Source organism: Pantoea dispersa (genome assembly GCF_014155765.1).
Lineage (GTDB): Bacteria > Pseudomonadota > Gammaproteobacteria > Enterobacterales > Enterobacteriaceae > Pantoea > Pantoea dispersa.
Window position 1 is genome coordinate 1 of the sequence record NZ_SCKT01000016.1, and the last position, 20,051, is coordinate 20,051.

Here is a 20,051-nt window from a genome sequence, read left to right on the forward strand (position 1 = left end):
CATAAAGGCCATAAGAGTATCTTTACCCCTCCTTTTGCTTTTCCTGTCCGGGTGTACGCTCCCTTCTGTCAACTACGGGTAAAAAGTGGGGCTTCCGCAATTTGGGTGGAAGAAAAACAATGAAACTATCTAGATAACAACGATCTAAGCTGTTTTAAGTTATGGATAACTCTATGCCTTCACTTAAGACGCTTTTGCAACTGCCTTGCGGGTGGCGGTCGTTCCGACAAACTACTGCCCCTGATGGAGTAACAATCCATTTGCAGGCAACGCGTAAAACCTCGCGCTGCCCTGAATGCATGAAGCTCAGCAATTCTGCACATAGCTGTCGACGCCGCCGGATACAGCATCTGTCATGTTCCGGGCAGGCTCTCTGGCTGATATTTGCCGTTCGCCACAGGTACTGTCGTAACCCATCCTGTTCACGCAAAATCTTTGCCGAATCCCTGGCTCCTTTTGCTGGCTCACGACAGCAGGCTTCGCAGTCATTGCAAAAATTACAGCATCAACTGGGGTTGATCGCCGGTGGAGAAGCGGGACTGCGGGCTGCAACGGCGGCAGGCCTGCGGACCAGCGCGGATACCCTTCTTCGCAGGGTAATAAGCACTCCTGAGACAAAGCAACCCTGTACCCCACACGTAGGAATCGACGAATGGGCATGGCATCGGGGCCATCGTTACGGCACGTTAATAGTCAATCTTGAGACTCACCGTCCCCTGGTCCTGCTTCCCGGTCGCGATCATCGAACGCTGGCTGCCTGGTTCAGAAAATATCCTGAAATACAGGTTGTTTCCCGCGATCGCAGCGGTATCTTATGCTACTGCAGCATATGAAGGTGCACCTCAGGCCAGACAGGTGGCAGATCGCTGGCACCTGCTGAAAAACATTGGCGATGCACTTGAACGGCTGATGTACAGACATATACCTCTGATACGTCTTGTCGCAGTGGGAAGCTGATGCAGCAGCAATATGTGAAGCCATAACCAGCAAATGGAGTAACGGTGTAGTCGAAGGGCACGTAAATCGCCTGAAAATGCTGAAGCGGCAGATGTATGGGCGTGCCGGGTTCGAACTACTCAGGCGGAGGGTGATGAGTCCTCTGGCCTGAAAAGTTCCACCCAAGTTGCGGAAGACCCACTTTCGCACCGTTGGTAACAGTTAATACCCGTGCGGAGAAAACGCTTGAACATTTTATGCGTAGCGGAAGTGCTGACGTTCAGCTGCTCAGCGATTTCACGGTAGGTCAGGGCGTCGTTAAACCGCAGGCTGAGTGCAGTGGTGATCCAGGGGCGACTGGTGTAAGGCGTGTTTCTGTCCACGGTAGTGTCCATGTTCGCGAAAGTGTCCATGGTAGGATACACGGGCAGAAATGGAAGACGGTGTGCATGTGACGCTTACTGATTCATGGTTACTCCGGTTACAGGTTGCACGGCATCAGCGCCGTGACGTCACGGCAGCCGGGCCACTGCAGAGGACGCAGGGTCGAGGCACGAAGCCACACGCGCCGCCGGAGCGGACTGAATGTCCCGCGAACGGCGGGGAACGGGTGAGTCATGAGGCGAAGCTGCCTTGCGGACGAAGCGGCCCGGCTAAGGTGAAGTCACGGCGCAGCCCGACGGTCAGGAGGGAGGTACTCCGCAGAGCCGTGAATATGACTGGCGCCAGGCCGGTGCGTCACCGGACACGGCTAAATCCACGCTGATCCGATCGCGCTCTTCCCGGGGCCGGACGGCAAGATTATGTGACATGATGGTCCCTCCGGATAAAAGTATACCGCCTATGCTGAATAGCAGGAGGGGCTTATGTGTGGACGATTTGCGCAGTACAGCAGCAGAGATGACTACTTTGACGCTCTGGGTATTGGCCCGGAAGAACTGACCCGGGATGCTGACCCCATTGGCCGGTACAACGTGGCGCCGGGGACTAAGGTTCTGTTGCTCAGTGAGCGTGACGGCGAGCTGAAGTTTGATCCTGTTTACTGGGGCTACGGTCCGGAGTGGTGGGATAAACCGCCGCTCATCAATGCCCGCAGCGAAACGGCTGCGACAGGGCGTATGTTTAAGCCCCTGTGGGAACACGGGCGGGCCATTGTGCCGGCATCGGGCTGGTTTGAGTGGAAAAAAAGCGGTGCCAGGAAACAGCCCTACTTCATTTATCACCGAAACAGAGAGCCGCTTTTTTTTGCGGCCATCGGGAAGCCGCCTTTTGACCGGGAGCACGGGCAGGAGGGTTTCGTCATCGTCACCGCAGCCAGCAATCAGGGGATGGTCGATATACACGATCGCCGTCCTCTCGTGCTGACGGCCGACGCGGTCCGGGAGTGGCTGAGTCATGACACTTCGCCGGCGCGCGCGGCAGAAATTGTGCGTGACGGCGCGCTACCTGAGTCCGTCTTCACATGGCATCCGGTAGCGGCAAAAATCGGCAACGTTCACAACCAGGGGCCTGACATTATCCGGAACACCGGCGATGGCTGACAGAGTGTCCGGACATCTGCTTATGAAGGGCGCGGGTACGGGCTGCAGTTTATTTACCCCCTGGTGAATACGGAGAAGATAATCCCGTACCGGCGCCGGTTAATTTAGCACGGTCGTGTCCCGTCGCCACCGGCGGATGCGTCAGCACCTGATTCAGCCCGCTCCAGAGGGCCTGACGGGTGAGCCAGAAGCCGGGGGAGTGGAACACGATGCCCAGCTGCTCCGCCAGCGTCTGCGTCACCGGCAGGCGCCCCGCCAGAAAAGCTCGGGCAATATCGCTGTCCAGCCCGCAGCGGTCACACAGCTGCGTCACGGAGATATCGTGCTCAGTCAGAAGATAAGCGAGAAAACGTGCGGGAGATGTGTGGCCATCCATAGATTGCCCCGGAAGCTGATGAGGAGTTTCGTCCAGATTAGAACGGTGCGTCAGGTCTGCACAACGGGTCCGGAAAAAAATACCTGCCGTTAACTGCCAGCCCGCCACGCTCGCCGCAGTCACGGCTGAGGCGTACCGCAGCAGCGCGAGGAACGAACAGTCGTGCCGAGGAAGCGTCATTTCACCGATGCCGGCATGGACTGCTTACGCACGTTACGCTTATTCTGCATTTCACAAAACCAGCCCGGCCCCAGAGCGCCGGGCTGTAAGGGTACAACCGGAAACGCCTCTCCACGTCTGCCGGCCCTGACCTGAGCATAGTGGCGTCACTCAGTATCAGCCAGGCAGACCTTCATAAAAATTTCCCGGTGGGTCAGTCAGATGGCTTCGCTTCGGTGCCAACCCGTTTCGCTCCCTCTTGCCAGATAATTCCGCCTCAACAATACTGTGTATACAAACAGTAAAATAACGGGAGGAATTTTATGCGCGATTTACTCAGCTCTTTCGCAGTCACACTGCAGCATGGCCGGGGCATCAGATCATGAACCCGGGCAGCTATACCGCCGGCCTGACGCTGCTCTGGCCACCTATTTTTACGCCGAGGGTCAGGGTACAGCTTTATGCCGATCCGTGTGCCGCCGGCTTCCCCTCCCCTGCACAGGATTACGTCGAGAAAGTGCGACATGAAGTCGCCTGAATAATTGTTCCGCTGAGAAATCAGAGAGGAACCTGATGTTCCGTCATCAGTAGCCTACCGGCACATGCGGGAGCAGTAATGCTCCGGTGTGAAGCTGCCGGGACAACGAAGCCGGGTCTTATGACCATGCTGAGGCCGTGAGGTCAGGCAACATCTGCAAGCATCGTGCGGATGCGGCGCCAGGCTGGGTGGTATGACCAACATATGTGAACTGCTGATAAACATCGTTACGTAGAACAGGCCAAAGATGCTGTCAGGCCTGAACCAAAAGGTAAGCGGTCGGTTACTTTCTGTTTTTCTGGAAGTACACGGACTCAATGACCGCCGGTGAACAGGCAGGGGCTAACCCATCCCGTTATTCAGGTGGAACATGGTAAGCCCGTATCGCTGCCTTCAGAGGCAGGTAAATCGCAAGAGGCACCGTTGGCGATGCGGGTATGAGATGGTGGAGAAAGCGAATGCTGCCCTGTAACCGGGCAGACAGGGGTTGAGCTCACGGGCGACATCACCCCACGCGAAAGCGGGCAGACTTCCACCGGGTCTTTCTTTACGGGATAACCTGAGAAACTTTCTTTGAGGGAACAGCAGATGACTACGTCAGCAACAGACGCGGGTGCACCCTCACACGAACCGGAGGCGTGGCACGGCATTAACTGGGCTCAGTGCCACCGGGAGGTGCGAAAGCTGCAGGCGCGTATCGTAAAGGCAACGCGGGAAGGCAGGTATGGCAGGGTTAAAGCCCTGCAGTGGCTGCTGACCCACTCGTTCAGCGGCAAGGCCCTTGCCGTCAGACGGGTTACCGAAAATAAGGGCAGGCATACGCCGGGCGTGGACGGTAAACTATGGACCACCCCGGCGGTCAGATATCAGGCCATTACGTTGCTCAGGCGGCGAGGATATCATCCCCTGCCCCTGAAGCGTCTCCTTATTCCCAAAGCAGATGGTAAAAGTCGTCCGCTCGGCATTCCGGTAATGCGTGACCGCGCCATGCAGGCACTTTACATGCTGGCGCTATCGCCTGTTGCGGAAACCACGGCAGATCAGCGTTCATTCGGCTTCCGTCCGCAGCGCTCTGTCGCCGATGCGATGGAACAGTGCTTCAACGTATTATCGCGGAAGTATGCCCCGGAATGGGTGCTGGAGGGCGATATAAAGGGGGGCTTTGACAACATCAGCCATGACTGGCTGATTAAAAATATACCGATCGACAGGGTGATACTGAGCAGATGGCTCAGGGCGGGATACATGGAAGGCCGCCAGCTTTACCCCACCGAAGCAGGCACGCCACAGGGCGGGATTATCTCCCCGGTGCTGGCGAACCTCGCACTCGACGGGCTTGAAGCCAGGCTGAAATCCCACTTTGGACATCCGCGGTATGCGCGGAATCTTGAGATAAAACTTAAGGTCAATTATGTGCGTTACGCGGATGACTTCATCATAACCGGCCGCTCGCAGGAGTTACTGGAAGAAGAGGTCATGCCCGTAGTGGAGACGTTCATGCGCGAGCGTGGGCTGACACTCTCCCCTACAAAAACGCGGATTACACATTTTGATCAGGGTTTCGATTTTCTCGGACAGAATCTGCGAAAGTTCAGCGGCAAGCTGCTGATACGCCCGTCCGGTACAAATGTCAGCCGCTTACTGGCAAAAGTTCGCGCAACCGTGAAAGAGAACCCCGCACTGACGCAGGCGACGCTCATTAAAAAGCTGAACCCGATCATTCAGGGCTGGGCTGACTTTCACCGTCACAATGTGGCCAAAGCTGCATTTGCCCGCGTGGATCATGAAATCTGGCAGGCGCTGTGGCGATGGTGTCAACGGCGGCATCCTCAGAAAGGAAAACGCTGGATCAAGAACCGTTACTTCCATCAGGTGGGTAACCGTAACTGGGTATTTGCAGCGCCCACGGGCGGGCGCTATCCGGATGGAAAGCCGGTGCTCCAGTGCCTGCGGAAAGCCACCGACACCCGCATCACACGCCATACAATGCTGAAGCTGGGGGCAAACCCGTTCGATCCAGAATGGGAGGCATACTTTGAGGAGAGGATGTCCCGGAAGATGCTGCTGTCACTCAGCGGGAGAAAAAGGATCGTCACACTCTGGCAGAGCCAGCGGCAGCGATGCATGTTATGTCAGGAACTGATCACGCCCGAAACCGGATGGCATGTTCACCATATTATCCATCGTGTCGATGGCGGTATTGATGACAACAGCAACCTGTGCCTTGTGCATCCTGTATGTCACAGGCAGATCCATGCCCTTAATCTGAAGGTAGCAAAACCGGCTCGCGCAGGCGGGCTTTGAAAGGCCTGAGCCGTATGAGGGGAAACTCTCACGTACGGTTCTTAGGGGGGGATGGGCCAGTAATGGCCTGTTCCTACCCGATGAGCTCGATCTGAATGAACTGTGTATCCGCCGGCGCGCCTCAACCTTCTTCGTGCGCGCCAGCGGCAACAGCATGCGTGACCTGGGCCTCTGCGACGGCGACGTCATGGTGGTTGACCGGGCCGAGGAAGCCGCTCACGGCGATATCGTTATTGCCGAGGTCAACGGCGAGTTTACGGTCAAGCGTCTGCAGCTGCAGCCCAGGCTCGCGCTGCTGCCCATGAACCCGGCCTACCCGGTGATCTACCCGGAGGAGCTGCAGCTGCCCGGCGTCGTGACCTGGTTCTTTAACAGTACCCGTGCCCGCCGGAGGTGATCATGCCCATGTTTGGTCTGGCTGACGTTAACTCCTTTTATGCCAGCTGCGAGGCGCTCTTCCGCCCTGACCTGCGCGGCAGGCCGGTGGTGGTGCTGAGCAACAACGACGGCTGCGTCATCGCGCGCAGCGCCGCTGCCAAAAAACTCGGCATAAAGATGGCCGCTCCGTGGTTTCAGATCAAAATGAGGGATATCCTGAGAGGATTCATGTGTTTAGCTCAAATTACGCCCTGTACCACTCGTTATCGAACAGGGTCATGATGGCACTGGAGGAAATGACGCCGAAGGTTGAGCAGTACTCAATTGACGAGATGTTCCTCGATTTAACCGGCATCGATGGCTGCAAGGACTTTGAGCACTTTGGCCGGCGCCTGCGCGCGCACGTGCTGGCCACGACCGGCCTGACCGTCGGCGTGGGCATGGGGCCGACCAAAACCCTGGCAAAATCGGCGCAGTGGGCCAGCAGGGAGTGGCCGCAATTCCGGGGAGTGCTGGCGCTGACGCCGGGCAATCCGAAGCGCACCGCAACGCTGCTGGAAAATCAGCCCGTTGAGGAGATATGGGGCGTTGGCCGGCGCATCGGCAAAAGACTCAACCTGATGGGTATCGAAAATGCGCTGCAGCTGGCGCGCGCGCGCCCTGCCCTCATCCGAAAGAATTTCAGTGTGGTGCTTGAGCGCACCGTTCGCGAGCTCAACGGGGAATCGTGCATTTCCCTTGAGGAGTTTGCGCCGGCGAAACAGCAGATCGTCTGCAGCCGCTCTTTTGGTGAGCGCATTACGACAAAAGTGGCCATGCAGGAAGCGCTGTGTCAGTACGCCTCCTGGGCGGCGGAGAAGCTGAGAAATGAGCGCCAGTTCTGCCGGCGCATCAGCGTCTTTATCCGGACCTCGCCGCACGCGCAGGGAGAAGTCTTCTATGGCAACAGCGCCGGCGAGAATCTCACCCTGCCCACGCAGGATACGCGCGACGTGATTGAGGTGGCCATGCGATCGCTCGACCGCATATGGCTTGAAGGGCGACGCTACATGAAGGCCGGCATCATGCTCGATGACTTCACGCCAGACGGCGTCAGTCAGCTGAACCTGTTCGATGAGGATAAGCCGCGGGCCAACAGCGCGCAGCTGATGAAAGTACTGGACGGCATCAACCAGTCCGGGCTCGGCAGCCTGTGGTTTGCGGGTCAGGGCGTGAATACAGAATGGAAAATGAAGCGGGAGATGTTATCTCCCGCCTGGACAACGCGCTGGAGCGATATTCCCGTTGCTCGGGTGCTCTGAGATACCTCGGATGTTCCGGACGTCTCAGGGTATCGGTCAGTGAGCTGCTCTCCTTACTGGTTATAAAGCCAGAATTCATCCATGAGTAAGAAAGGAAGCCCCGGTTTTTTGTCCCTGAAGTAACGCCCCCGGGGCAGTCTGTCGCCAGGATGCAGCTTCCGGACCCACTCGTCAAACGCGGGACGCCGCCGGCGAACGTTGCCTTTAAACATATCTGCAGACTGGGTGATTGTAGTCCTTACCCTTCCCTGCCCGCGGACCTGCTTAAACAGTTCATGCATTAACATTACTGACTCTCCATCACGCTGCAATCGCTCAGCGAGATTTGTTTTGCTTCCAGCTGTCGTTAGCCATGAATGCCGCGCGCGAAACGCAGCCCCCCCACAGCAGCTGAAGGCCAATTTTGATCAGCTCGCTGGCATTCGGCAGGAAAAAGAGCGGCACGATGAACAGGGGACTCAGGAGAAAGCCCCATTCAGCGGCGCTTTTACGCTCGGGGCCACTGAGTTTTGTAAGCCCGATAAAACCAGCAGATAGACGTTTAATTTTTTTCATCCCGCCCTCTGAATAAACAGTAAAAGGATTTCAATAAGTGATTAAAATCAGTCCATTTTAATATTAAAACGATATCAATACAGAGCTATTTATTAGCCACCCACTTTCGTCCCTTTATCCAGCAGTTGTCGTACAGCCATTCTGATGAGTGCTGCGCGGGAAACGCCTTCATGTACAGCCAGATCGTCAAGCTGTGCAATGATGGCAGTATCAAACGTGACCGTGATCTGCTCACGCTGACCTTTTTTGACGCCACGCTTTTCCGCTTTATTTCCGTCGGGAGCGTCATTGATGAATTTTTCAATCTGCGCCTGCTCCTGCGTGGGCGCAGTTGATGATTTAGGTTTGGAAGTAATAGCCATTAAACACCACCTCAATATTTAAGTAATATTATAATAATATCAAGTCAATCTTTAAATACGATAGAAATGAGTTTTTCGAGTTCGTCCCTGGCCGGGCGCTCATGCGGTTTCAGCTTCAGCTCAACAACAGAACGGCCACTGCCGGCGGCGTTGGCAAAGGCCTTACGCATGTGCAGAAGGTGGTCCAGAACGGGGATCTCATCCGCATATTCAGACATGGCCGCAACCATATCCTGATTGTCTTTACTGCGCGGGTTAACGTCAGCCCTGTTGAGAATCGAAAATGCCGGGAAGGGTTCACGGATGCTGCGCGCTTCCTGCATCATTTTCACGACGTCTTCCATCGCCCAGGCTTCAAAGCTGCCCGGAACAAACGGAACCAGCGCGTAATCCGTAAGTGTCAGTGCAGCCCTCATGGCAGTCGAGTCACGTCCGCCACACTCAATAATGACGTCATCGAAATTATCTTTCTGCTGCAGAACCTGCGTTCTGAGAACAGGGCCGTCCGGGAAGTGTGAGCAGGCGATGCCGGGCTGTACTTCTGCTTCAGATCGGATCAGGATTGCCGTCTGTGACGACCCCTGCTTGTCGCCGTCAACCAGCCAGACCTTCTTGCCCTGAAGCGCGCGGGCGACAGCAATGTTAACTGCCAGCGTCGATTTGCCCACGCCTCCTTTGGTATTCACGATAGTCAGAATCATATCAGACACACCTCATTTTAATATTAATTTACTAGTAATCTGGGTTTCTTAACCTGGGGACAATTGTAGTGGAGATAAATCCACAAAACAATCACAATAATATCATATGGATATCTATTTAATATTAAAATGAAATCCAAATGATATTTTAAGTCAGTTTCTGATTGTCAGGGAAGGGGAGGGTGCTACAGAAAAGGCAGGCGCGGTCGATACTTTAAAAGGTTTACTCACCGCTGCGCTGATGCTTGTCGTATCGCAGTAACAGCAAGGGGTTGTGGTGCCGTTTAGCAAACAACATTTTCACGACGATAAGGAAATACTCATGAAAAATCCCACGTTCGACTACGACAGCGTGTATGGCTTCATTCGCTATTTTTATATTTCTGCTTTGCCCGGCTTTGCTCCCTGCGAACCGCATGAAATCATGAACGCTCATCTCCAGTCCTCAGGTTCCGCGCTGAGGATGGCGAAGCCGGGTATGACACAGGTATCCAGTGACGAGTACAGATCAGAAACCGAGGTTTTTCTGCGCGACAGTACCAAACGTACCCAGCTTTACGATGACATCGTAGATATGACAGAGTGGCTGCACCAACAGGGTTATCTGAATTTTAACCCGTACGGCTCTGGGAGTTATTGCGCCAGAGATTTGCTTCTCAGAACGCCCAGCCTTAACTTCGAACTGAGACGTTAACCGCTTACCTTTGATTGATCTGCGGCCCTGAGGCAGTCCCGTCCAGAATCAACAGTGAAAGGGACTGCGAATCAGCAGGCGAACCGGCATCACGTGCCGCTACCGGGTATAACCAATGAGCGCGCATCCTCCGGCGTCATCGAGAACCGCACGCCCAGCTGGCGCGTGACGTCCAGCGCCATCACCTGCGTGTACCACTCTGTCGACTTCTCATCCTTATGGCCCATCATCGCCTGAATGACCTTTTTCGGCACGCCGTGCTGCACCAGGTGCATCGCAAACGAATCCCGGAACGTCTTCGTGGTGATGGGCCGTACGGTGAAGGTGACGCCGTCACGCTCGGCAGCCTGCACGGCTGTACGGATCCAGGTGCGAACGGTATCGGGACTGTCAATCTTCCAGATGCGCTCTCCCTTCCTGAGCCGCACGGTGGCGAGATATTCGCGAAGCCGGCGCACGTAGCCCGGATCGGTCAGCGGCACGGCGCGGGGCGGGTTGGCTTCTGCCTCGCGCTGCGCCGCCTGTTCTTCCCGCGTCGGCCGGCCGCGCCCGCGCTGCTTCTGCTTTTCTTCGTCCCGTCGCTGCTTCAGGGTGTGCAGCACCGCAAAGGGCGCATCAAGAGCGCGACCGTCCGGGCCGTCCAGAACGAAATCCTCCGGCGTCAGCGGCAGCACCTCATTCAGCCGGCCGCCGGTGTTCCAGAACGTTTCGATCAGCAGTCGCTTCCGCTGGTCCCGCTCGGCGTCAAGCAGCAGCGCCACCTCGGGCGCCAGCAGGTAGCGGGGCATGGCGGTGCCGTAGTGCGCAGCCAGGTTGCGCAGCGCCAGCGCCGAGGCGTAGTCAAAGTAGCGCGTCGCGCTTGCGCCGGTCACGTTATGCGCGCCGGCGTCGCTGCGTGAATTCTGCGTCAGTTCGCGGGGCAACCCTCTCAATTTTTCATTCTCCGCTTTCCGGGGGCGTGGAACGTATTTTCGCGTATCTGTCCAGAAAAACCGACCGCAATAAATCGGTGATCGGGTAAGGAAAAATCGGTCTTTTTTCCGCGATAGGGAATATAACCTGGTACGCACTCACGCGCACGCGGTGCCGCCCGGAAGACATGCACGGTTTTGTTAACGCTATCCCCCTGACGCTATTATTTTTTTATCTTAACGGTAGCCGAAAAGTTGGAGGCAGGGCGTACCAGGCACTCTTGGGTGAATGCCTGGTGTCCGCGGGAAATGAAAAAAGAGGCTTGCAAAAACCGCCCGCGTGGCTCCATGATGAAAGCTAAATAACAAGTTTCCAAGTTTCTAAGGAACTAACTAAACACTGATTTTTAATCTCCAGGAGGGCACCATGCCCACGAAACACATCGATGACGCCAGCTACACCCTGGCAGAAGAAACCCTGGTCAAAGCCGTCGTACTGACAAAGAAGGCGGTCAAGGACTCTGACATACTCTCCCTGCTGATCCACAAGGGAGCGGAAATCGTCACGCCGGTCGACATCCTCACGCGACTCGGGGCTTCCCCCACCGCCTGGGCTGAAATCTTCAACCAGGTGCTGGCCGAGTGCAGCCCGCACTACCCGCAGGAGTATATCTCTACATTTAAAGAATTTCGTGAAAAGGCGGACCGCTACTCCGCGACATGGCGTGAATACGATACCGTCGGCATTCATCAGCACATCTGCGACGCCGGCCAGCGCCTGCAGAAGCTGCGTGACTTCACCTTATCGCAGCTTGAGCCTGACTTTGAGCTTGAAACAGAGGAGGAGGAACAGGAGCACGAACAGTGGCTGAGTGGGCAGATCCGCAAAATGGACGATGCACTGGCCACCCTGGACGGCAGCGCGCTGGGGGCGCTGGGCGACGATGACCGCAGTCTGATGACGATGATGATGGAGAGTGGAGACTTCCAGGTCCGCTTCCTGCCGGTGCCCGACAAGCGCCGCGCTGACGGCCGCCCTGAGTTCATCGTGCGCGCCGCCCGCTTCCCGAACGCGGCGCAGGCCGGGCTGATGGCGCTGCTTGACGACCTGAAAAGCGCCGGCCTGAAGCTGACCTGGCACCGTTACGATCTTAACGCCTGGCTGCAGGAGCGCCCGCAGCATGACGCCGATGCCCTGGTAATCGACCTTTTTGCCCTGGCTGATGAGGGCCGCTTCACCTTCAAGGGCAACGCCGAACTGGCAGAGGAAAACGTTATGAAGTGCCTGACAGCGCACGACATTGGGCCGATCTCTTCTGGTTCAGTCATGGCCACTCTGGAACGGGCGGTCGCAGCGGGCACGTCGTAACGCCCGGGCCACGGTCTGAACGTCGGTTCAGGCCGGAGCTTTTTTAACCGCTCAGCGCGAGCCGGTGCATCGCTTCCAGCGCCTTATCACGTATCTCCGGACTTTGAGAAACATCCTGCGTTATCCTCCCTGGCAACATGTAACCGTCGGTGAAGAAAATCCGGTGCAGGGCAGATCCCGTCTGAATGAAGCGCTCCCTCTGCTGCGTCACCTGACTGATTAGCAGCTGTAACCTGTCAGCGTTGTACATACAATGTCTCCCTGACGGCCCTATGACGCAGGTCAATTAAGCCATCACGACATGCACAGCGGTGACGCGGCCGGAAAAAAATGACAGCGGTGATGACGGGCTTTTCCCGGGGATTCATCTGCAAGCCTGCAAGCGCCTCATTTAGTTTGCAGATATCGAAAATCCTGAACTTAACAGGTTACCCCCTTATCACATCAGAGCGGGCTTGACGGAATAAGCTAAAGATTATATTCTTAACATCTATAAGCTGTAACTTATAAGGCGCAATATGTGGACAGTACTCTTTGGCGATCTCTTTGACGCCTGGCTGGATAAACAGGAAGACGGCCTGCAGGAAAAGGTTCTTGCCGACCTGATTAATTTAAGGACGTACGGTCCGGCTTTGTCCCGGCCTTATGCCGACACCGTCAAGGGTTCCCGTCACAAGAACATGAAAGAACTCCGCGTACAGTATGGTGGTACACCGGTCAGAGCATTCTTTGCATTTGATCCGGCCCGGAGGGCCATCGTGCTTTGTGCCGGTGACAAAAGTAACGACAAGAAATTTTACGAGCGCATGATTCGTATCGCCGATGATGAGTTCACTGCGCACCTGAACACAATGGAGGGAAAAAATGAGAACGCTGGATGAAGTAATTGCTGCACGCTCTCCGGAGAGTCAGGCCCGTATCTGTGATATCGCTGACGAGATGATCCTTGAAACCGGATTACAGATGATGCGGGAGGAGTTGCAGCTGTCGCAGAAAAACGTAGCAGAGGCCATGGGTATCAGCCAGCCTGCCATTACACAGCTGGAGCAGCGCGGAAACGATCTCAAAGTTGCTACGCTCAAGCGCTACATTGAGGCGATGGGAGGTAAACTAAGTCTTGATGTCGAGCTGCCAACCGGAAAGCGCATAGCCTTTCACATCTGATACGCACGCTCACAGTCTGGCCTGATTTCCGGGCCAGACGAACACGCTGCAAAATACAATCAAAGTAATATCAATAAACAATTAAATACACATCATAATGCTATTTCCTTGAGGGGGAAGCCGGCATTTTCTCCCCTTCCGGATCCTCTGATGCCTCCCGCTGCCACCACCTCCCGGCACCATATTCACTGTCGTAAAGGACCGTTTTTTTCCCGCCTGCGCTGGAGGTAATCCGGCGTGTTCATACCGAAGACTTCCATCGGCAGCACTTCCGTGCCCGGCACGTCGGTCAGCACGAAGTCCGGAAACACGTCCTCTTCGCCGTCGTAGCGCAGCGGCTTGATAAACGCGCGCTTTTCCTCCCACAGACGCGTCTCAACCATGCCACTCATAGTGGGATTCCAGCGGAATATAGCGAGCGCTGACGGTCATCAGCGCCGCGTCGATAACCCTGCAACTGCTGCGCGGAATATTGCGGCCATCCTTACGGATAAATGCTGTTTCCGGCGGCTCGGTTTCGCAGATAATCACCACCCGGGCGCCGCTGCGCCAGTCGCTCAGCTCACGACTAAAGCTCCGGGCGAGACAGTCCCTGATATCGTCAGGCAGGTCCAGCGCCGGAAAGCCGGCAAACAGCCCCAGCGGCTGCGTGTACTGCAGCCGTTCATCGGCCGCGTCGCTCCATGTTACCAACGGTGCAAAACTGATCCACCCCAGCGGTTGAAAATTGATCCAGGGGTTAATCTGCTCCTCTGAATACAGGGGAGCTTATGATCACTTTTGAGATTCGTATGGAAATTAAAGTCCTGCACAAGCGGGGAATGAGTATCCGGGCCATTGCCAGGGAGCTGGGTATTTCGCGCAATACTGTCCGCAGCCACCTGAAAGCCAAATCTGAAAGGCCGCAGTATTCACCACGCCCGGCACCATCGTCACTGCTCGATGAATACCGTGATTACATCTCTAAGCGGATCAGCGGTGCGCATCCCTACAAAATCCCGGCGACCGTTATTGCCAGGGAAATCATGGAGCTGGGCTATCGTGGAGGGCTTACTATCCTGAGAGAGTTCATCCGCAAACAGACCCTGCCAGCACAGGCAGAACCGGTCGTTCGCTTCGAAACCGAGCCCGGACGGCAGATGCAGGTTGACTGGGGGACCATGCGAAACGGCAAGTCCCCCCTGCATGTGTTCGTCGCTGTTCTGGGATACAGCAGAATGCTTTATATCGAGTTCACTGACAACATGCGCTACGACACGCTGGAAGCCTGTCACCGCAATGCGTTCAGCTTCTTCGGTGGTGTACCGCAGGAAGTCCTGTACGACAATATGAAAACGGTGGTGCTACAGCGTGATGCTTACCAGACCGGGCAGCACCGGTTCCATCCTTCCCTGTGGCAGTTCGGCAAAGAGATGGGCTTCTCTCCCCGCCTGTGCCGTCCCTTCAGGGCGCAGACTAAAGGCAAGGTGGAGCGGATGGTGCAGTACACCCGCAACAGCTTCTATATCCCGTTAATGACACGCCTGCGTCCGATGGGGATCTCCGTCGATGTTGAAACCGCAAACCGTTACGGCCTGCGCTGGCTGTACGATGTGGCCAACCAGCGGAAGCATGAAACTATCCAGTCCCGCCCCTGCGATCGCTGGGTGGAGGAACAGCAATCCATGCTGGCACTGCCACCGGAGAAAAAGCAGTATGACGTGCAGGTTGATGAAAGCCTGATGACCTTCGACAGGCAGCCACTGCATCACCCTCTCTCCATCTATGATACGTTCTGCAGAGGAGCCGCATGATGGTTGAACTGCAACATCAACGGCTGATGGTGCTTGCCGAACAGCTGCAGCTGGACAGTCTTATCGGCGCAGCGCCGGCGCTGTCGCAACAGGCGGTGGATCAGGAATGGAGCTACATGGACTTCCTGGAGCACCTGTTACATGAGGAGAAACTGGCCCGGCATCAGCGTAAACAGGCGATGTACACACGGATGGCAGCCTTCCCGGCGGTGAAGACGTTCGAGGAGTACGATTTCACCTTCGCCACCGGCGCTCCTCAGAAGCAAATCCAGTCGCTGCGCTCCCTGAGCTTCATCGAACGTAACGAAAACATCGTGTTACCGGGCCCCTCGGGCGTGGGAAAAACACATCTGGCGATAGCCATGGGCTACGAAGCAGTACGGGCGGGCATCAAGGTTCGCTTCACAACAGCAGCGGACCTGCTGTTACAGCTGTCGACTTCCCAGCGTCAGGGGCGTTACAAAACGACACTCAATCGCGGTGTCATGGCCCCGAAGCTGCTTATAATCGATGAAATAGGCTATCTGCCGTTCAGTCAGGAGGAAGCCAAGCTGTTCTTCCAGGTCAGAGCCAAACGTTACGAGAAGAGCGCGATGATCCTGACCTCCAATCTGCCGTTCGGGCAGTGGGACCAGACGTTCGCAGGTGATGCGGCCCTGACATCGGCGATGCTGGATCGGATCTTACATCACTCACACGTAGTCCAGATAAAAGGAGAGAGCTATCGACTGAAGCAGAAACGAAAGGCCGGGGTTATAGCGGAAGCTAATCCTGAGTAAACAAGGTGGATCAATATTAAACCGTTGGTGGTGACGGTTAGTGGATCACTTTTTACCCGTTGTTGACACTCCAGGCGGCCAGCTGAGAAACAAAAATCAGGCGGCGTCCTTCGCAGTCTGCCGGTTCTGCGCAGCCTGCAGCGAATCCTTCATGGCCATCAGCATCAGCGACTGCTGCAGCGGACTCCGGCCGATGCGGATGCGCGCGGCAGTCTCATTCAGGCGCCAGCTCACCCAGCCCGGCGAGCGTTTCTTTTTATCGAATGCAGGATGCCAGACGTTGATGCCGGACTGCTCCCAGAGCAGGTGCAGCAGCCCCGGCAGGCGCATCTAGGGCTGCCGGGGCCGCCTCCCCGCTCCGGCACCGGCCGGAGGCGCATCACGGGTTTTATCAGGAACGTCTTTCTTCTGCAGGCCGGTGGGCAGGCGGACCACAAGCCGGCCATCCGCCGCCGCTCTGACCACGTCGGGCGCATAAATGGCGGCCTGTCGCTCATCCGGCCAGACGGAGTAAAAGGGGTTTGACGCTCAGTGGAACGAAAACTCACGCTAAGAACTGCCTCCTGCCTCCTCCTTCTGAAATAATCCCCAGGTAATTTTCGGGATGAATTCAAATTATTATCCTAAAGTTAATCAGCAAACACGTAAACTCTATGCGAGTGGATATGAATAACTACTTCAGAATAGTGCCTGAGCAGCTTACTAAAAAAGACATCGCAGAATCGCTCCGGCTGGCGACCCGGTTTTCCGGTAAAAATAATTTAGCTGAAGTTACGTTATTTACCAGGTATCCTCTTGAAATTATAAAGTTTATGGATGGATTGATACCGGGTAGCGAGAGTAAAAAATTAGTTGCAGGAGAAGCCGTCCAATACCAGGGGGTTAACATCAGCTATTCTACCGCTGTTGATGAAACAAAAAACTACGACGTGATTCTGGCTATTGACTGCCTGCCAGACAGGGGAGAAGCCGCTACCAGGAATTATGAGTATCAGATTGTTCTCGCTTCAGTCAGTCCGGACGATTATTCCTTACCCATTGATTACTGGCTCCGTGATACAAACCCAATCAGATTCTGACCGGGTTCGTATCTGTGTCGTCAGAGCAACCTGTTAAGCAATCTCTTTCTTATGCCGACCACAACCTGTTCCTGAAAATGAAGGCAAATCCAGACCGTCAGGACAAGAAATAAAGCATAGCCGCTCAGGCTTAGCTGTATGCCGCCCGCCCTGTCAACCCACTCATGCCATCCTCCACGCCAGTCTGAGAACATGCTCCGCAGCAGAGGCTCGAACGTGCTCCACAGGTAAAACAAGGGGACGTGCAGGGCAAAAATCGACAGGGATGATGCCCCCAGACGAGGCAGATAACGCCGCAGCAGGTCTGAGCGGGAAGTGGGAAGCAATGCACACAGGTACAGCAGCGTCAGCTGTGACGGCAGTAAAAGACCATTATGCAAAAGCGGATACCAGAAGCGCTCCGGGCGCTGGGTATAAATCCACGCTGCTAGGATAAAACAGGCAAGAATAAACAGCGACAGCATGCTGCAGCGAGCGACTCCGGGCCGGTACCCCCTCTGCTGATGCTGACGAAACAGGCTGTAACACAGGATACCGCATATAAACTCAGGCAGGCGAAACGGTGGAAATCGCTGCAGTAGGCCTGTCCAGGGTATCCCCCACAGGGCATTAAAAATGACGTAAAGCGGTGGTATCAGGCTGATAAAGCAGGTTAATGCAATAGCTGACTTAACCCTTTTTATGTTCAGTAACCGGGAGGTGATAAAAGGAAACACAAGGTAGAAAAAAAACAGTGTTGACAGAGACCAGAGTGGCGCATTAAAGGTGAGGTACAGCGGGTTCCAGGCCTGCAACATAAATAGCTGTAAAACAGAGTTAATCATCAGCTCACTGTTATCCATATAATGCTCCAGAAGCGAACGATCAGCTATCAGTTCATGCGTGTCATAAACGACAAAGCGTGGCGAGGCTCCGGGGCCATCCGGCGGAACTGACAGCCAGTGCATAAGTATCAGAACCAGAACTGAAGAAATGAGCGCGACAATATGTACAGGATAAAGATTACAGAAACGTTTAATCCAGAAACTACTTGCGGGTTCACGCATCTGATTCTGATTAAAGTAGACGTGAGCAAGCAAAAATCCGGACAATACGAAAAAAGTGCTGGTAGCAAAAAAACCCATGCTGGTGACGTTTCTTAACCATGGAATATGATCAAGCTGCGGATAACGGTGTGCGGTATGGTAAACCATAACAAAAAAACCAAGGGAAAATCTCAGCCATTCCAGTCCGACAAAACGGGGTTTATTATTCATCATGGCTCCGGGGCATGTTTATTTCGGTGAGTATTTTATAAACGGTTGAACGGGCAATTTTAAGCTGTCGGCTTATCTCTGACGCACCTGTGCCCTGCCTGTGCAGAGCCATTACACGCCCACGATCAACTTTTCTCTTACGCCCAAACCGGATCCCTTTCGCCATAGCTTCCTGTCTCCCTTCATTAGTGCGTTCCAGTATTCTCCGCCGCTCTGCCTGCGCGACTGCAGACAGAATGGTGACAACCATCTGACCCATTTCGCCATCGGTACAGATCCCGTCATCGATAAAACGGACCGCCACGCCCTGTGCGTCAAATTCTTTTATCAGCTGGATCAGCTCGGCGGTATCCCGGCCAAGACGGTCAAGTTTTTTCACCAGAATGACGTCGCCTTCCTCCACCTTCATGCGCAGCAGATCCAGCCCTTCACGATTGGCTGAACTGCCGGATGCCTTGTCGGTAAAGATGCGGTTCGCTTTTACCACTGCATCTCTGAGCGCCCTGATCTGAATATCAAGAGACTGCTGGCTGGTTGATACCCGTGCGTAACCAAAAAGTCGCGTAAAAATGTATCCTAAATCAAATATCAGACAGGTGGTGTCTGTTATAACAAAATAACGATTTAACGGACACGCAAAAGATGTCTTTTTTCAGTGTCCTACAATTCATAATATTTTGGACGGTTGCGGTTTTGTTAAAAAAAAGCCGTCAGGCAGGGAGGCCGATATGCCCGTTGATTTTTTGACCACTGAGCAGGCCGAAAGTTATGGCAGATTCACCGGCGAACCAGATGAACTTCAGCTGGGGCGTTATTTTCATCTTGATGAAGCGGATAAAGAATTAATCGGGAAAAGCCGGGGTGATCACAATCGGCTTGGTATTGCTCTGCAAATCGGGTGCGTGCGTTTTTTGGGCACTTTTCTTACTGACATGAATCATATTCCTTCCGGCGTCCGGCATTTTACTGCCAGACAGCTCGGGATTCGTGATATCACCGTTTTTGCAGAATACGGTCAGAGGGAAAATACCCGCCGTGAGCATGCAGCATTGATACGTCAGCACTATCAGTATCATGAATTTGCCTGGCCTTGGACATTTCGCCTTACCCGTCTTTTATATACCCGGAGCTGGATAAGCAACGAACGTCCTGGCCTGCTTTTCGCTCTGGCGACAGGGTGGCTTATGCAACATCGTATTATTCTCCCCGGAGCCACCACGCTGACCCGGTTGATTTCAGAAGTAAGGGAAAAGGCGACGTTGTGCCTGTGGAACAGGCTGGCACTGATACCGTCAGCTGAACAGCGTTCGCAGTTGGAGATGCTGTTGGGGCCAACTGATTGCAGCTGCCTGTCTTTACTGGAATCACTGAAAAAAGGCCCTGTGACCATTAGTGGTCCGGCGTTTAATGAAGCAATTGAACGCTGGAAAACTCTGAACGATTTTGGCCTGCATGCTGACAACCTGCGTACACTCCCGGCTGTGCGCCTGAAAAATCTCGCACGTTATGCTGGTATGACTTCGGTGTTCAATATTGCTAGGATGTCACCGCAGAAAAGGATGGCGGTTCTGGTTGCCTTTGTCCTTGCATGGGAAACGCTGGCGCTGGATGATGCACTGGACGTTCTGGACGCTATGCTGGCCGTTATCATCCGTGACGCCAGAAAGATTGGGCAGAAAAAACGGCTCCGCTCGCTGAAGGATCTGGATACATCTGCATTGGCGCTCGCCAGCGCATGTTCGTACCTGATGAAAGAAGATACACCGGACGAATCGATTCGTGCTGAGGTGTTCTGAACCGTACCGGGTTTTCGGGAGACTAAACTCTCAGTGAAAGGAGACCCGAAATGACATCC

At 54.8% G+C, this 20,051-nt stretch carries 22 protein-coding genes and 4 pseudogenes; 14 read left to right on the plus strand and 12 right to left on the minus strand.

Annotated features, from left to right (window positions below; genetic code table 11):
• Positions 1 to 161 precede the first annotated feature (161 nt).
• Together H7K56_RS22780 and H7K56_RS23570 are read left to right on the plus strand one after the other, a co-directional pair.
• A pseudogene (locus tag H7K56_RS22780) lies at positions 162 to 945 on the plus strand (ISL3 family transposase); the annotation flags it as partial.
• Positions 938 to 1,108, plus strand: coding sequence for a transposase (locus H7K56_RS23570; protein ID WP_375140423.1), 171 nt, complete (start codon positions 938 to 940; stop codon positions 1,106 to 1,108). The pseudogene H7K56_RS22780 and the gene H7K56_RS23570, both read left to right, overlap by 8 nt.
• Here the strand turns inward: H7K56_RS23570 and H7K56_RS22785 are convergent.
• On the minus strand, positions 1,077 to 1,349 hold the full coding sequence (locus H7K56_RS22785) for a winged helix-turn-helix transcriptional regulator (protein ID WP_310736063.1): 273 nt from the start codon (positions 1,347 to 1,349) through the stop codon (positions 1,077 to 1,079). The genes H7K56_RS23570 and H7K56_RS22785 overlap by 32 nt on opposite strands.
• 453 nt (positions 1,350 to 1,802) lie before the next feature.
• Between H7K56_RS22785 and H7K56_RS22790 the strand changes: the two genes are divergently transcribed.
• Positions 1,803 to 2,477, plus strand: coding sequence for an SOS response-associated peptidase family protein (locus H7K56_RS22790; RefSeq protein WP_150361399.1), 675 nt, complete (start codon positions 1,803 to 1,805; stop codon positions 2,475 to 2,477).
• Between the two features lie 49 nt (positions 2,478 to 2,526).
• Here H7K56_RS22790 and H7K56_RS22795 read toward each other — a convergent pair whose 3' ends face one another.
• The gene (locus tag H7K56_RS22795; protein WP_182689055.1) at positions 2,527 to 2,853 is read right to left on the minus strand and encodes a helix-turn-helix transcriptional regulator; all 327 of its coding nucleotides are present in this window, start codon (positions 2,851 to 2,853) and stop codon (positions 2,527 to 2,529) included.
• 1,285 nt (positions 2,854 to 4,138) lie between these two features.
• Between H7K56_RS22795 and ltrA the strand changes: the two genes are divergently transcribed.
• From ltrA to umuC, 3 genes and pseudogenes are all read left to right on the plus strand, one after another.
• Positions 4,139 to 5,854 carry a group II intron reverse transcriptase/maturase gene (gene ltrA / locus H7K56_RS22800; protein ID WP_150361397.1) on the plus strand — a complete coding sequence of 572 codons (1,716 nt, stop codon included), beginning with the start codon at positions 4,139 to 4,141 and terminating at the stop codon, positions 5,852 to 5,854.
• Positions 5,855 to 5,924: 70 nt separating this feature from the next.
• Positions 5,925 to 6,251: pseudogene (gene umuD, locus H7K56_RS22805) on the plus strand (translesion error-prone DNA polymerase V autoproteolytic subunit); the annotation flags it as partial.
• An 8-nt stretch (positions 6,252 to 6,259) separates the two neighbouring features.
• A pseudogene (gene umuC, locus H7K56_RS22810) lies at positions 6,260 to 7,533 on the plus strand (translesion error-prone DNA polymerase V subunit UmuC).
• Positions 7,534 to 7,848: 315 nt separating this feature from the next.
• Here the strand turns inward: umuC and H7K56_RS22815 are convergent.
• The 3 genes from H7K56_RS22815 to H7K56_RS22825 form a co-directional block, all read right to left on the minus strand.
• A complete protein-coding gene (locus tag H7K56_RS22815) occupies positions 7,849 to 8,088 on the minus strand; it encodes a hypothetical protein (RefSeq protein ID WP_150059866.1) in 240 nt (79 codons plus the stop codon).
• Between the two features lie 92 nt (positions 8,089 to 8,180).
• Positions 8,181 to 8,450, minus strand: a complete 270-nt coding sequence (locus tag H7K56_RS22820; RefSeq protein WP_150059865.1) for a ribbon-helix-helix domain-containing protein — start codon at positions 8,448 to 8,450, stop codon at positions 8,181 to 8,183.
• A 44-nt stretch (positions 8,451 to 8,494) separates the two neighbouring features.
• The gene (locus tag H7K56_RS22825) at positions 8,495 to 9,151 is read right to left on the minus strand and encodes a nucleotide-binding protein (protein WP_150059864.1); all 657 of its coding nucleotides are present in this window, start codon (positions 9,149 to 9,151) and stop codon (positions 8,495 to 8,497) included.
• A 322-nt stretch (positions 9,152 to 9,473) separates the two neighbouring features.
• Here H7K56_RS22825 and H7K56_RS22830 point away from each other — a divergent pair, with 322 nt between their 5' ends.
• A complete protein-coding gene (locus H7K56_RS22830; protein ID WP_150059863.1) occupies positions 9,474 to 9,845 on the plus strand; it encodes a hypothetical protein in 372 nt (123 codons plus the stop codon).
• 89 nt (positions 9,846 to 9,934) lie between these two features.
• Here H7K56_RS22830 and H7K56_RS22835 read toward each other — a convergent pair whose 3' ends face one another.
• The gene (locus H7K56_RS22835; RefSeq protein ID WP_150059862.1) at positions 9,935 to 10,777 is read right to left on the minus strand and encodes a tyrosine-type recombinase/integrase; all 843 of its coding nucleotides are present in this window, start codon (positions 10,775 to 10,777) and stop codon (positions 9,935 to 9,937) included.
• Between the two features lie 406 nt (positions 10,778 to 11,183).
• Between H7K56_RS22835 and H7K56_RS22840 the strand changes: the two genes are divergently transcribed.
• Positions 11,184 to 12,125, plus strand: a complete 942-nt coding sequence (locus H7K56_RS22840) for a hypothetical protein (protein WP_150059861.1) — start codon at positions 11,184 to 11,186, stop codon at positions 12,123 to 12,125.
• A gap of 43 nt (positions 12,126 to 12,168) precedes the next feature.
• Here the strand turns inward: H7K56_RS22840 and H7K56_RS22845 are convergent, their stop codons facing one another.
• Positions 12,169 to 12,375 (minus strand): hypothetical protein, encoded by a 207-nt coding sequence (locus tag H7K56_RS22845; RefSeq protein ID WP_150059860.1) that lies wholly within the window; start codon positions 12,373 to 12,375, stop codon positions 12,169 to 12,171.
• Positions 12,376 to 12,643: 268 nt separating this feature from the next.
• On the opposite strand from H7K56_RS22845, the gene H7K56_RS22850 reads away from it, so the two are divergent.
• Complete coding sequence (locus tag H7K56_RS22850) at positions 12,644 to 13,006, plus strand: type II toxin-antitoxin system RelE/ParE family toxin (RefSeq protein WP_150059859.1); 363 nt, start codon at positions 12,644 to 12,646, stop codon at positions 13,004 to 13,006.
• Positions 12,990 to 13,289 carry a helix-turn-helix domain-containing protein gene (locus H7K56_RS22855; RefSeq protein WP_150059858.1) on the plus strand — a complete coding sequence of 100 codons (300 nt, stop codon included), beginning with the start codon at positions 12,990 to 12,992 and terminating at the stop codon, positions 13,287 to 13,289. Before H7K56_RS22850 ends, H7K56_RS22855 begins: the two co-directional genes overlap by 17 nt.
• Before the next feature lie 185 nt (positions 13,290 to 13,474).
• On the opposite strand, the gene H7K56_RS23445 is transcribed toward H7K56_RS22855, so the two are convergent.
• Both H7K56_RS23445 and H7K56_RS23450 read right to left on the minus strand, forming a co-directional pair.
• Positions 13,475 to 13,681 carry a DUF1173 family protein gene (locus H7K56_RS23445; RefSeq protein ID WP_223815738.1) on the minus strand — a complete coding sequence of 69 codons (207 nt, stop codon included), beginning with the start codon at positions 13,679 to 13,681 and terminating at the stop codon, positions 13,475 to 13,477.
• Complete coding sequence (locus tag H7K56_RS23450) at positions 13,665 to 13,982, minus strand: hypothetical protein (RefSeq protein ID WP_223815737.1); 318 nt, start codon at positions 13,980 to 13,982, stop codon at positions 13,665 to 13,667. The genes H7K56_RS23445 and H7K56_RS23450 overlap by 17 nt, the downstream gene beginning before the upstream one ends.
• A 77-nt stretch (positions 13,983 to 14,059) precedes the next feature.
• Between H7K56_RS23450 and istA the strand changes: the two genes are divergently transcribed.
• On the plus strand, positions 14,060 to 15,082 hold the full coding sequence (gene istA, locus H7K56_RS22865) for an IS21-like element ISSen3 family transposase (protein ID WP_150059857.1): 1,023 nt from the start codon (positions 14,060 to 14,062) through the stop codon (positions 15,080 to 15,082).
• Positions 15,079 to 15,861 carry an IS21-like element ISSen3 family helper ATPase IstB gene (gene istB, locus H7K56_RS22870; protein WP_150059856.1) on the plus strand — a complete coding sequence of 261 codons (783 nt, stop codon included), beginning with the start codon at positions 15,079 to 15,081 and terminating at the stop codon, positions 15,859 to 15,861. Before istA ends, istB begins: the two co-directional genes overlap by 4 nt.
• A 96-nt stretch (positions 15,862 to 15,957) precedes the next feature.
• Here istB and H7K56_RS23455 read toward each other — a convergent pair whose 3' ends face one another.
• On the minus strand, positions 15,958 to 16,191 hold the full coding sequence (locus tag H7K56_RS23455; protein WP_249042752.1) for a DUF1173 family protein: 234 nt from the start codon (positions 16,189 to 16,191) through the stop codon (positions 15,958 to 15,960).
• A gap of 335 nt (positions 16,192 to 16,526) precedes the next feature.
• Between H7K56_RS23455 and H7K56_RS22880 the strand changes: the two genes are divergently transcribed.
• Positions 16,527 to 16,940: a hypothetical protein gene (locus H7K56_RS22880; RefSeq protein ID WP_150059892.1), complete on the plus strand. Its 414-nt coding sequence runs from the start codon at positions 16,527 to 16,529 to the stop codon at positions 16,938 to 16,940.
• A gap of 20 nt (positions 16,941 to 16,960) precedes the next feature.
• Here the strand turns inward: H7K56_RS22880 and H7K56_RS22885 are convergent, their stop codons facing one another.
• Together H7K56_RS22885 and H7K56_RS22890 are read right to left on the minus strand one after the other, a co-directional pair.
• A complete protein-coding gene (locus tag H7K56_RS22885) occupies positions 16,961 to 18,196 on the minus strand; it encodes an acyltransferase family protein (protein WP_150361480.1) in 1,236 nt (411 codons plus the stop codon).
• Positions 18,189 to 18,767 (minus strand): recombinase family protein, encoded by a 579-nt coding sequence (locus H7K56_RS22890; RefSeq protein WP_170264766.1) that lies wholly within the window; start codon positions 18,765 to 18,767, stop codon positions 18,189 to 18,191. Before H7K56_RS22890 ends, H7K56_RS22885 begins: the two co-directional genes overlap by 8 nt.
• Positions 18,768 to 18,924: 157 nt before the next feature.
• On the opposite strand from H7K56_RS22890, the pseudogene H7K56_RS22895 reads away from it, so the two are divergent.
• Positions 18,925 to 19,989, plus strand: a pseudogene (locus tag H7K56_RS22895) (DUF4158 domain-containing protein); the annotation flags it as partial.
• Between the last annotated feature and the right edge of the window lie 62 nt (positions 19,990 to 20,051).

Bases quoted from the DNA above. Each gene is read 5' to 3' on its own strand.
- H7K56_RS22785 (WP_310736063.1), bottom strand. From the start codon at position 1,349: ATGGACACTTTCGCGAACATGGACACTACCGTGGACAGAAACACGCCT.
- H7K56_RS22790 (WP_150361399.1), top strand. From the start codon at position 1,803: ATGTGTGGACGATTTGCGCAGTACAGCAGCAGAGATGACTACTTTGAC.
- H7K56_RS22795 (WP_182689055.1), bottom strand. From the start codon at position 2,853: ATGGATGGCCACACATCTCCCGCACGTTTTCTCGCTTATCTTCTGACT.
- ltrA (WP_150361397.1), top strand. From the start codon at position 4,139: ATGACTACGTCAGCAACAGACGCGGGTGCACCCTCACACGAACCGGAG.
- H7K56_RS22815 (WP_150059866.1), bottom strand. From the start codon at position 8,088: ATGAAAAAAATTAAACGTCTATCTGCTGGTTTTATCGGGCTTACAAAA.
- H7K56_RS22820 (WP_150059865.1), bottom strand. From the start codon at position 8,450: ATGGCTATTACTTCCAAACCTAAATCATCAACTGCGCCCACGCAGGAG.
- H7K56_RS22825 (WP_150059864.1), bottom strand. From the start codon at position 9,151: ATGATTCTGACTATCGTGAATACCAAAGGAGGCGTGGGCAAATCGACG.
- H7K56_RS22830 (WP_150059863.1), top strand. From the start codon at position 9,474: ATGAAAAATCCCACGTTCGACTACGACAGCGTGTATGGCTTCATTCGC.
- H7K56_RS22840 (WP_150059861.1), top strand. From the start codon at position 11,184: ATGCCCACGAAACACATCGATGACGCCAGCTACACCCTGGCAGAAGAA.
- H7K56_RS22845 (WP_150059860.1), bottom strand. From the start codon at position 12,375: ATGTACAACGCTGACAGGTTACAGCTGCTAATCAGTCAGGTGACGCAG.
- H7K56_RS22850 (WP_150059859.1), top strand. From the start codon at position 12,644: ATGTGGACAGTACTCTTTGGCGATCTCTTTGACGCCTGGCTGGATAAA.
- H7K56_RS22855 (WP_150059858.1), top strand. From the start codon at position 12,990: ATGAGAACGCTGGATGAAGTAATTGCTGCACGCTCTCCGGAGAGTCAG.
- H7K56_RS23445 (WP_223815738.1), bottom strand. From the start codon at position 13,681: ATGAGTGGCATGGTTGAGACGCGTCTGTGGGAGGAAAAGCGCGCGTTT.
- istA (WP_150059857.1), top strand. From the start codon at position 14,060: ATGATCACTTTTGAGATTCGTATGGAAATTAAAGTCCTGCACAAGCGG.
- istB (WP_150059856.1), top strand. From the start codon at position 15,079: ATGATGGTTGAACTGCAACATCAACGGCTGATGGTGCTTGCCGAACAG.
- H7K56_RS23455 (WP_249042752.1), bottom strand. From the start codon at position 16,191: ATGCGCCTGCCGGGGCTGCTGCACCTGCTCTGGGAGCAGTCCGGCATC.
- H7K56_RS22880 (WP_150059892.1), top strand. From the start codon at position 16,527: ATGAATAACTACTTCAGAATAGTGCCTGAGCAGCTTACTAAAAAAGAC.
- H7K56_RS22885 (WP_150361480.1), bottom strand. From the start codon at position 18,196: ATGAATAATAAACCCCGTTTTGTCGGACTGGAATGGCTGAGATTTTCC.